This window comes from Rhodobacter sp. P1_C2 (assembly GCF_056406375.1).
In genome coordinates, this window is the sequence record NZ_JBFUAG010000010.1 from 115,237 (window position 1) to 125,259 (window position 10,023).

The window sequence follows — 10,023 nt, forward strand, 5'->3', positions numbered from 1 at the left end:
CCCACTGCTTGGATTTCTGATTGACCCGTTCGGACTGTTCGCACGGCGCATGGAAATGGATGGTGATCTACTGCGGATCACCCGAAGTGGACAGGTTGCAACTGTAGGGTTGGACTCGCTGACAGGCCCACCTGTTCTGCAGAAAGGGTTATTCGGGACAACACTGACCATTTCGACCGCCGGACGCGCTAGCCAGAAACTAAAGGGCGCTGGAAATCTCTCTGCTCGGCAGTTCTCAGAGAAGCTGCAGAACGCATGGACCGAGTTCAACTTGGCCGCCATTGAAAAGGAGTCTGTGCGTCTGGAACGCATCTTGGGTGAGGTCCGCTCGCTCGTAACTCCGGCATTCTATCCAGCCGCATGTAGAATCTCGTCTTTGCTCGATGACGCGCGTGCACTTGATGCGTCACTTCTATCAAAGTTGCAGCCAAGCGCGGTCGGGCCCGGCATCACAGCGAAGATCACGACAATCCGGAGGTTCGTCGCCGACCCACGACTTGCTCGGAACAGCGGAATCACAGCTTTCGTCGCCGAGGAGTTGAACCGGTGGCGGGACTTCTTCGACACAATCGAGAGCAAGCCGCTGACACCTGAACAGCGGCTCTCGGTCGTGGTTGATGAAGACGCGACGCTCGTCCTAGCAGGGGCGGGCTCAGGCAAGACCAGTGTGATCACTGCCAAGGCCGCCTATCTCGTCAAGGCCGGGATCCGTCAACCCGAGGAGATTCTGCTTCTGGCCTTTGCCAAGAACGCGGCAGCGGAGATGTCCGAACGGGTTGAAGCGCGGTCCGGTGTGCCGATCGTGGCACGAACCTTTCATGCGATCGCTTATGAAATCATCGGGATCGTTGAAGGATCAAAACCGGCCCTTGCTGACCATGCTACCGACGACTTGGCTTTCACCAACCTGATCAAGCAGATATTGAAAGACTTGGTCCATCGGATGTCGGATGTTTCAAGGGCAATCATCGCGTGGTTCTCACATTTCTTGGTCGAGCCGAAGACCGAATGGGATTTCAAGACCAAGCATGAGTTCTATACGCATATGGAAGCCCAAGACTTGCGCACCCTTCAGGGCGAGAAGGTCAAGAGCTACGAGGAATTGCAGATCGCCAATTGGCTTTACGAGAATGGCGTCGCCTACGAATACGAGCCGGACTACGAGCACAAAGTCTCTGAAGTTGGCAGGCGGGACTACCAGCCTGATTTCCGTCTGACCGAAAGCGGCATCTACATCGAGCATTTTGGGGTGCGCCGCCAGAAAATGGCCGATGGTCGGGAGCAATTGATGACTGCCCCTTTCATCAACCGCGATGAATATCTGGAAGGGATGGAGTGGAAGCGGCGGGTCCACGCTGAACATGAGACCACCCTCATCGAGACCTATAGTTATGAACGGCAGGAAGGACGCCTCTTGATCGGCTTGGCCGAAAAGCTGGCCGCTCATGTAGCGTTGAAGCCGCGACCGGTGGACATGATTTATGACCGGATCGTGGAACTCAAGCAGGTTGATGACTTCTCCAAGATCCTTGGAACTTTCCTGCGGAAGTACAAAAGCGGCGGCTATCGCCTAGAGGAATGCGCGGCGAAATCGGACCGGATGAAGCTGGGCAAACGGGCTAAGGCCTTTCTTGATGTCTTTGCGCCGGTTTTCGACGAGTATCAGAAGCGGCTCGCGGGACGGATCGACTTTGAAGACATGATCTTGCGCGCCGCGCGCTATGCCGAGTCCGGGCAATATGTTAGCCCCTTCCGCCACATCCTGGTCGACGAGTTTCAGGACATTTCTCAAAGCCGAGCGCGATTGGTGAAGGCCTTGAAAAACCAGCATACGGACGCGCGCATCTTTGCTGTCGGCGATGACTGGCAATCGATCTTCCGTTTCGCCGGATCAGACATTCATTTGATGCGCCATTTCGGAAGAGAGTTCGGCGGCACCTTTGATGGCGAAAAAGGGGTTCATCGCGCCGTCGATCTCGGCCGCACCTTCCGATCTGTAGACCAGATTGCCTTCGCCGCCAGAACTTTCGTTTTGCGGAACCCTGCTCAGATCGAAAAGAAGATCGTCCCTGCCGGGTTTGCGACCGAACCGGCCATCAAGATCGTCTCTGTGTCGAAGAACGAGGAGGAGCGGAAGCTCTGCGAAGTTCTTGCGGGCCTGCCAGCCGGGGAAGCAAAGGCCGTGTCCGTCTTGCTGCTTGGCCGCTACCGTTTCCTTGAGCCGGACCTTCAGGACCTGCGGCGCTTATTTCCGCGCTTGGGGATCACCTTCAAGACAATCCATGCCTCGAAGGGGCTCGAAGCTGACCACGTGGTTCTTTTGAATGCCGATAGTGGTCGAACTGGTTTTCCCTCCGAGATCGTCGACGATCCTCTTTTGTCATTGGTTTCGCCGGAGGAGGAAGCCTTCCAGAATGCTGAAGAGCGGCGGGTGATGTATGTCGCCATGACTCGCGCCCGTCACTCCCTCACGATCCTGACTTCGAATGCACGGCCGTCGCCCTTTGTCACCGAACTGAAGAAGGATCCAGCCTACGGTATCGTGGCAATGCCGGGGGCATCAGCGGAGGAACACATCTGCGGTGAATGCGGCGGGCGGTTGCTAGGCGTCACTGGGCAGGATGGTCGTGTGTGGTATCGCTGCGAGCACGTCCAGCATTGTGCAAACCTTCTGCCCGCCTGTCCCTCCTGCGGGTTAGCCTTGCCGCGACGCCAGTCAGGAACCGAGTTTGCCGCATGTTCCTGCGGCGCCAAGTTTCCATGCTGTCCGGATTGCGTTGACGGATGGCTGATTGAGCGAACTGGACCCTACAGCAAGTTCTTGGGTTGCGTCCGCTTCCCCACCTGTGTTGGGAAGGCACAGATTTCCGGCGGTCCCCGTTCTCGTTCTCCGCGTCGAAACAGATCAGGATCGCCTTGATGCACATTACCCCAAACTGAATAGGGATTGCACCTGAAACCCTGGACAGGCCTTGGCCGAGTAGTCGTTGTGTCCCGAAACCTTCTGGATCGCCGCGCGGCCCTTGATCTCATGGATCAGCCGTCTCGCGGCCGCCGCCTGCGCCGGCGTGAAGTTCTTCTCGAACTCATCGTCCGCCTCTGCACCATATCCGCCAAGCAGACAGATCCCGATCGTCCCGCGATTATGCCCTTCAACATGGGCGCCAATCTCGGTCTCCGGACGACCCGGCGCCACCACCCCGTTCCGGTCAATGACCCAGTGATAGCCGATGTCGCGCCAACCGCGCTGCCGGACATGCCAGCGGCGGATTTCGGCGACCTTTTCGACGAGCGGGTGCCCGTCCATCCATTCTGGACGTGTGTCGGCGCAGTGCAGGATGATCTCGGTGACGGGGTAGCGGGCCCTGCCTTGGAAAATCATGGGATGTCCTTTCGAAGATGATGGGTCAGACGCAGACAAAAAAGATGAAGCCGACCAGGACAGCGACGCCCCAGAAAAGGGCCTCGCGGCGGAGGTGGCGGAATCGTTCAACCTTGCGCATCGCCGTCCCCTTTCGCCTTGGAGGTCCGGGTACGGATCAGGTCTATCAGCAGACCGGCGATGGAAATCCCACCCAAGCCCACGATGAACGAAGCGAAGCCATTCGTGTCGCCGTTCGGTGCCAGGTCACCGATCATCGGGCTGATCAGCGGATTGACGAAGGGCCCGACATAGAGGGCACAGATCGAGCCCACGAGGAGGGAGGCCACGCCGTCCTGCCAGCGCTCGCGTAGGGTGACCCAACGAACGATGCCGCCTGCGGCACCAGCGAGCGCGGTTTTCGCCTGATCGGTCATGATCCATGACCAGAAGTCGTTTGGGTTTGCCACGAAGGGCTCCTTTCGTATGGAAAGTTTGGGATGCGGATTTTTGCTAGTTCAGGACCAGCTGCCGCCCAGCGCGGCGGCCGGGCCGAGGTAGATGCATTCGAAATAGCTGCCCGCGTTGACGACAGCCGCAGCCGCGACATCGAGCGCGATGGAGGGGATGATCGTCCCGGCGGTGGTGATCTCGAAGGTGCCGTGGATAGATGCCCGAAGGGCCGCCGACGTCGCCGCCGACGCAAGGGCACCGCCGCTCGCCGGAACATCGGACGCCGTGCCCGATGTGGCAGTTGTGCCGCCAACCGCCACGGTCCCCCGCGAGCCGAAATCCTGCATGGACATCTTGCCGAAGATGGCCGAGCCCGCACCCTTCAGATCGAACTTCGCCGAACCGCTGGTGGCCGACATCGAGGTCAGGAGAAGCGAACAGGAGAAACGGTAAGTGCCTGCTGCCAGGGACAGCGCCCCGTTGGTCGACCAATTGAACAGCTTCTGCGCCGTGGTGGCGCTGGTCAGGGTGTAGTTGGCTTGCAATACCCCGTAGACAGGAGTGGCCCCCGATCCGCTGCCGCCGATCAGATCGACCGACGAACCGGCCTGCCGTCCACGGAACTTTCCTGTGCTGGAATTGTACCAGAGGTCGCCATCCGCCACGGTACCCGGGTCGCCCGCATTCGGGTTCAATTGCAGCGCCACCATGGCGCGGACCCGGCCGGAGGTGCGCTCCAGTTGCAGGGCGTTGAACCAGGTGGCGCCGTCGCCCGAGACCTTGATCTGGAAATCGTCGGACCCGGTGAGGCCAAACTCTGCCCGTCCGGAAAACCCGGTCTGGAACAGGAAGGAGCCGGTGTCTGTGGCGGCGGCCTTGTTGACCTTGACCTGATGTCCTGCGCCCGCGTTGTTGAAGAGGCTGGCTGGGGCATTGATTGACAGGCGGTTCGTTGCATCGGCCGTGGCACCACCAAGACCGAGATAAAGGGCCGAAACGTTGGCCGCGGCCATGGCGATGGCAGAAACACTGCTGGCGAAGGTCACCGTGGGGCTGTTGATCGTCAGCGTGCCCAGCGCCCCGGCCACCGCCGATCCGATGGTCACATTGGTGGTCGAACCCGACAATCCGGCGATGCCGATATTCACGGCCTTGGTGACCCCGCTCGTCGTAGCCCCTGTGCCAATGCCGAGAGTTGAGGCCGCTGCGGAACTGCCCACCGTGACGCTGGTGGCCGAGAAGGTGGTCGTGTTCTGAAAGGTCTGGGCGACACCTGAAAGGACCGCCAAGGTCCCCGATACATCCGGAAGGCTGAACACCCTCGTCGCACCTGCGGTGAATCCTGCGGTCTGGAACCGGGCCTGTTTGGTCGGATCGATGTCGTCCTGAAGGGTGAATGCGGCATCGGAGAAGATGCCGGTGATGATACTGGCCCATGTGCCCGTTCCCGCGTTGAACATCAGGAGCGTGTCGGTACTGGCATCGACGGCTGTCCAACCGTCGAGCGGGGCATAGAAGACCCATGCGCCGTCCTGCCAGGCGCCAATCTTTCCTGATTGCCCGGCCCATGCGCCAGTCGGCGAAGCAGGGACGATCCAGCGCTGGCCTTCGACCGGACTTCCAGGAGGTGTGGCCAGCGCCGCGCTCTGAACGGTGACCTGCACCAGCGCATCCAGTCGGCGCAGCGCCTCGTTCACCGTGACATGTTTCTGCGACTGGTTCGCCGCGAGATAGGGCAGAACCAGGTTGGGCGTATCCGCCATGTGCATTCTCCTAGGGGGTCAGGATGGTTTCAGCAGGCGCGCCGCGGCCCAGTTGGCCGTTCTGGAAAACGCGCAGGCGCAGGCTGGCTACAGGTGCGCCGAAATCGGTGGCCTGCATCGCGGCTGAATAGGTCCAGGCGGCAACTGGCAGGCCGGTGACCGTTCGGACCGCCGAGCCGCCACCGTTCAGCACTTCGATGTCATAAGCCTCGGCGTTCTCGCCCAGCGGCACTTCTGGCGCATTCCAGCTATCGCCTGCCAGCGACCTGGTCCGCCGCAGCCAGGACAGGGTGATGTCGCCCGATCCCTGCCAAACGCCCTTGATCCGCACTGGACTCCAGGTGCGCAGGCCCCGGCCCTGCGGCGTAAAGGCCAGAGCGAGGTTGATGGCATCCCCGGCAGCACGACCCACCGGTCCGATGCGCCAGTTCCAAGGCATGCCAAGCTCCGCCTCTGTCACCGGCAGCGGCACCAGTGCCGACCCCAGAAACACGATCCGACTGCCGATCGCGGCCGAGGTCACGATGGCGTCTTCGGTGCCAGACTGTCCCCGCAGCAGTCGTGTCAGTTTCCAGCGGCCGGTCGTGACGATGCTGGCCTGTCCGAACTGCAGCACCTCCCAGGTGCCGGGAGCGGTTTCCAAAGACAGCGCATTGGCGCCCGCGAACAGCTGCTCGTCGGTCACGCTCTGCAGTGATCCGGAGGCGATATCGACCAGCAGCGCATTCGCCAAATCGAAGCGCCAGGACGGCCCGGACGCCAGCGCCGCCGCCAAAGTGCCGAATTGGGCGGGCACCGAGGCCGTGGAAAACAGCGAGAACCCATCCAGCGAAGCACTGCGCCAGATCGCGGCCTGACCATACCAAGGCGAAGCTGCCACTACTGCGAGGGGACGGTAGGCAGCCACGTCTTCGCTAAGTTGCGGCAGGTCGAGGATTTCCGCATCTGGCGGGCCGTAAACCACCGGCACGGCAGTTGACACGCCCCGTGATGGACCCTCGGGCAAGCCGTAGACCGTCTGGTCCCGTCGCGATGCTTCCACCCGCCGCGCTTCGCCATCGGCGATCTGGGTCAGCGCGAAATCCAAGCTGCGTCCGTCATTCTCGACCGAGACGACATCTGTCGGGTCCAGCGCCAGACGCGAGGGCGGCAAGGCGAAGGTCGCGGTTTCGCGGCCGATCCAGGCTTCGAACAGCGCACGGCGGGCGTTGCGATCGGCCGTCGCCGGTGGATGGGCAATCGCGAATTGCTCGGCCTGGACCCTCACACTGTCGACCGTCACGCGGCGAGCCTCCACGGTGACCGCCTCATAATCCTCATCGGCCGACAGAATCCGCCATTTCAACACGCGCGGCAGTTCGGTTTCCTGGCCGCGCGTGAACTCGATGTCCTCGCCCTCTGGCCGGTCGGCCGCGACCAGGTCGTCGGCGGTGATCGCGGTCAGAGAGGTGCCGCCCCGCGGCACGAAGCGCAGCAGCCCCTGGCTTTCCACGGCATCGAAGCCAAAATACCGGGCCAGCGGTGCGATGGAGGCACGCGGGCTTTCGAGGGCCGCGATCACGAAGCCGGGCACGGCATCGGCCAGGCGCGAGACATCCAGCGCGTTCGGATCGATCCCCGTCCGGGCGCAAATCGACCGAACTAGGTCCCCGAGGCTGGCATTGCCGAGGCGACCGTTCAGCCAATGCCCGACTTCCCAATTCGCCGTGTCGCCCCAGACATCGCTGCGGCTGGGCCAGGCGGGATAGGGCCGCCCGTCCCAGCACCAGACCGCGCATTCGGTCATGTCGATCATCGGACCGGAATAAACGGTGGATGTCGGATTGTGGGCAGTGTCCGACCAGTAGCTGATCAGCGCCTCCAAATAGCGGCGCTGGATCGCGTCGTCCCGCGCGCCGGATGAGAAGTGGGGCAGTTCGCTTTCAGAACTCTTCGGGTCGAAGAAGACATTGGGCTGGTTCGTGCCCTTGTCGACGGCGGGACAGCCAATCTCGGTGAAGCGGATTGGTTTCGACTGCGGCACCCATGCCGTGGCGCTGGCGCTCTCGACGCCGCCCGGGCGGTTCTTATGGCTGTTCATCCACCAGTTGCGGAAATCCTTTGGCCGGAAGACCCAAGGCTTGCCATAGGCGCCGTCGCTGATCGCCGACCTGGTCTGGGTGTTGCGCGCGGCGTCCGAGGCGTAGAACCAGTCGAAATATTCGCCGCCCTCGATATTCGATTGCAGATAGGCCGGGTCATGAATGCCCGACCAACCGCCCGAGGCGTCGAGGTGCGATGTGCCATCCCGCCAATCCGACAGGGGCAGATAGTTGTCGACCCCAATGAAGTTGATGTTCGCATCAGCCCAAAGCGGGTCCAGGTGGAAATGGATGTCCCCGGTGCCGTCGCCCGGCTGATGGCCGAAATATTCCGACCAGTCGGCCGCATAGCCGATCTTGGTGCCAAGCCCCAGGATCGCCCGGCAATCGGCGGCGAGAGTCTGCAGAGCTGCAACGGCGGGATAGGTGCTGGATCCGGAGCGCGCGGTGGTCAGACCGCGCAGTTCGGAGCCGATCAGGAAGCTGTCGACGCCGCCCGCCGCCGCACAAAGCTTGGCATAATGCAGGACCATCCGGCGATAACCCCATTCGGATGGCGAGCCAGTCCAGCTGACGGCCGTGCCATTGGTCGAGAAGTTGGCGGCTGCTGCGGATCCGAAGAAGGCTGCAATCTGGGTCGCTGCGGCCCCAGTCTTCTCCACAGTTCCGGTTCGCCCGGCTGCGGGCGAAACGGTGATCCGGCCGCGCCAAGGATAGACGGGCTGGCCGAGGGTGGCGGCATTGGCGCTGTAAGGGTTCGGCAGCGTGTTTCCGGCCGGGATGTCCATCATCACGAACGGGTAGAACGTCACGCGCTTGCCCCGGGCGCGCAGGTCCTGGATCGCTTCGACCACCGCGAAATCCGCAGGCGTTCCGCCGAAGGCCGCCGCACCGCTGACCTGGCTGATCAGATGCGCGCTGGTGCGTGTCAGACCATTCACCGCCCATGACTTCGGCGAAGTGGCTTTGGTGGTGGTCTCGACCCCGGGCTGGATCAGGCACGACCCGGCGCGCAGATCCGTGCCGAACCAGCTCACGACCAGCGAGACGCTTTCGAGGTTCGGCGCCACCTGTTCCAGGTTGTCCAGCGACGCGGGCAAGTCGGCCTTGCCGAAAGTGCTGTTCTGGTTCTCGGGGACCGTCGTGCCACCCGAGGAGCGGGTGATGGTCTCGGTGGCATAGACAAACTCGCCTGCGCCGGGGATCAGATTCACGGCCCGGATCAGGCTTTCGGCGGAGCCGTCAGCCAGCGTCGGTCTGATCACCTCGAAAGACAGCTGGGGGATACGATTGCCGAACTTCTCGAGCGGCAGTTCCTCGAAGACCACGTAGGCCATGCCGCGATAAGCTGGGGCGCTACCACTTCCCATCTTGGCGGTGATGAAGGGATCGGGCAGTTGGGTTTCTGTCCCGGTGTAAACACGCCAGACCGCGCCCGGCAGATCAAAGGGTTTGCCGTCCGCCCAGATGCGCCCGATCCCTGAAATCGGGCCCTCGCAAAGCCCGACCGCAAAAGAGCAGGAATAGGAGTAGGTCGTGGTCTTGACCTCGCCGCCACCACCACCTTTTCCGCTACCGCCTTGCGAGGTCGTCGTGGATTTCTCGAGGAAATCGGTCGCCCAGAAGATGTTGCCGCCGATCTTCATGCGCCCGTAGACGTTCGGGATTACCGAGCCTTCGGTGGACGACGTTACACGCAGGCTTTCCAGCCGCGCCCCTTCGGAAATCTGGTTTGGGGCGAAGGAGGCGATGATCCGGCTGTCGATGATGGTGCCGATGATCGAGCCTGCTGCCTGACCAATCACGGCACCGGACAGGCCGAGGATGGTGCCGCCGAAGCCCGCACCGATTGAGGCGCCAGCGGCAGCAAGAACGATGGAGGCCATCAGATCACCTCGACGGGTGCAGGAAACACAAATGCAAAGGCCGCGCGCCGCGCCCACGCCGGGGTGAAAGCCTCTTCGACCACGCCGGAACGGTCATAGGCATGGATCAGGCTCGGCCGGATCACGCTGGCGCCGAGGAAGCCGCAATGCTTGGCAGGTACGCCCGGCGCCATGCGAAACAGGATCAGCGTGCCAGGACCGGCGTCGCTCAGCGACACCTCTATCAGGGCCGCCCGCGCTGCTTCGGCCAGGACTTCGCGCCGCCCCGCCTCGCCCCAATCGCGGGAATAGGGCGGCACCTCCCAAGGCTCGTCGCCATGCAGGGCCCGCCAAATGCCTCGTGCCAGGCCAAGGCAATCGCAGCCAACGCCCTGCACCGAGGACTGGTGCAGATAGGGCGTGCCAAGCCAGGATCGTGCGATGGCCAGCACAGCCGAAGGATCGGCCGGGGTCAGGGTGTTGGCGGTCATGTGGAAATC

Annotated in this window: 6 protein-coding genes; 1 reads left to right on the forward strand and 5 read right to left on the reverse strand. The window is 62.3% G+C overall.

Going from position 1 to position 10,023, the window contains the following annotated elements:
• Positions 1 to 49: 49 nt before the first annotated feature.
• Complete coding sequence (locus AC1DZT_RS17625) at positions 50 to 2,920, forward strand: UvrD-helicase domain-containing protein (RefSeq protein ID WP_478008040.1); 2,871 nt, start codon at positions 50 to 52, stop codon at positions 2,918 to 2,920.
• A gap of 6 nt (positions 2,921 to 2,926) precedes the next feature.
• On the opposite strand, the gene AC1DZT_RS17630 is transcribed toward AC1DZT_RS17625, so the two are convergent.
• The 5 genes from AC1DZT_RS17630 to AC1DZT_RS17650 form a co-directional block, all read right to left on the reverse strand.
• Positions 2,927 to 3,382, reverse strand: coding sequence for an N-acetylmuramoyl-L-alanine amidase (locus AC1DZT_RS17630; protein WP_478007958.1), 456 nt, complete (start codon positions 3,380 to 3,382; stop codon positions 2,927 to 2,929).
• Between the two features lie 107 nt (positions 3,383 to 3,489).
• The gene (locus AC1DZT_RS17635) at positions 3,490 to 3,831 is read right to left on the reverse strand and encodes a hypothetical protein (protein ID WP_478007959.1); all 342 of its coding nucleotides are present in this window, start codon (positions 3,829 to 3,831) and stop codon (positions 3,490 to 3,492) included.
• A gap of 48 nt (positions 3,832 to 3,879) precedes the next feature.
• Complete coding sequence (locus AC1DZT_RS17640; protein WP_478007960.1) at positions 3,880 to 5,577, reverse strand: DUF2793 domain-containing protein; 1,698 nt, start codon at positions 5,575 to 5,577, stop codon at positions 3,880 to 3,882.
• A gap of 10 nt (positions 5,578 to 5,587) precedes the next feature.
• Positions 5,588 to 9,544 carry a baseplate multidomain protein megatron gene (locus AC1DZT_RS17645; RefSeq protein WP_478007961.1) on the reverse strand — a complete coding sequence of 1,319 codons (3,957 nt, stop codon included), beginning with the start codon at positions 9,542 to 9,544 and terminating at the stop codon, positions 5,588 to 5,590.
• The gene (locus AC1DZT_RS17650) at positions 9,544 to 10,014 is read right to left on the reverse strand and encodes a C40 family peptidase (RefSeq protein WP_478007962.1); all 471 of its coding nucleotides are present in this window, start codon (positions 10,012 to 10,014) and stop codon (positions 9,544 to 9,546) included. Before AC1DZT_RS17650 ends, AC1DZT_RS17645 begins: the two co-directional genes overlap by 1 nt.
• Positions 10,015 to 10,023: the final 9 nt, after the last annotated feature.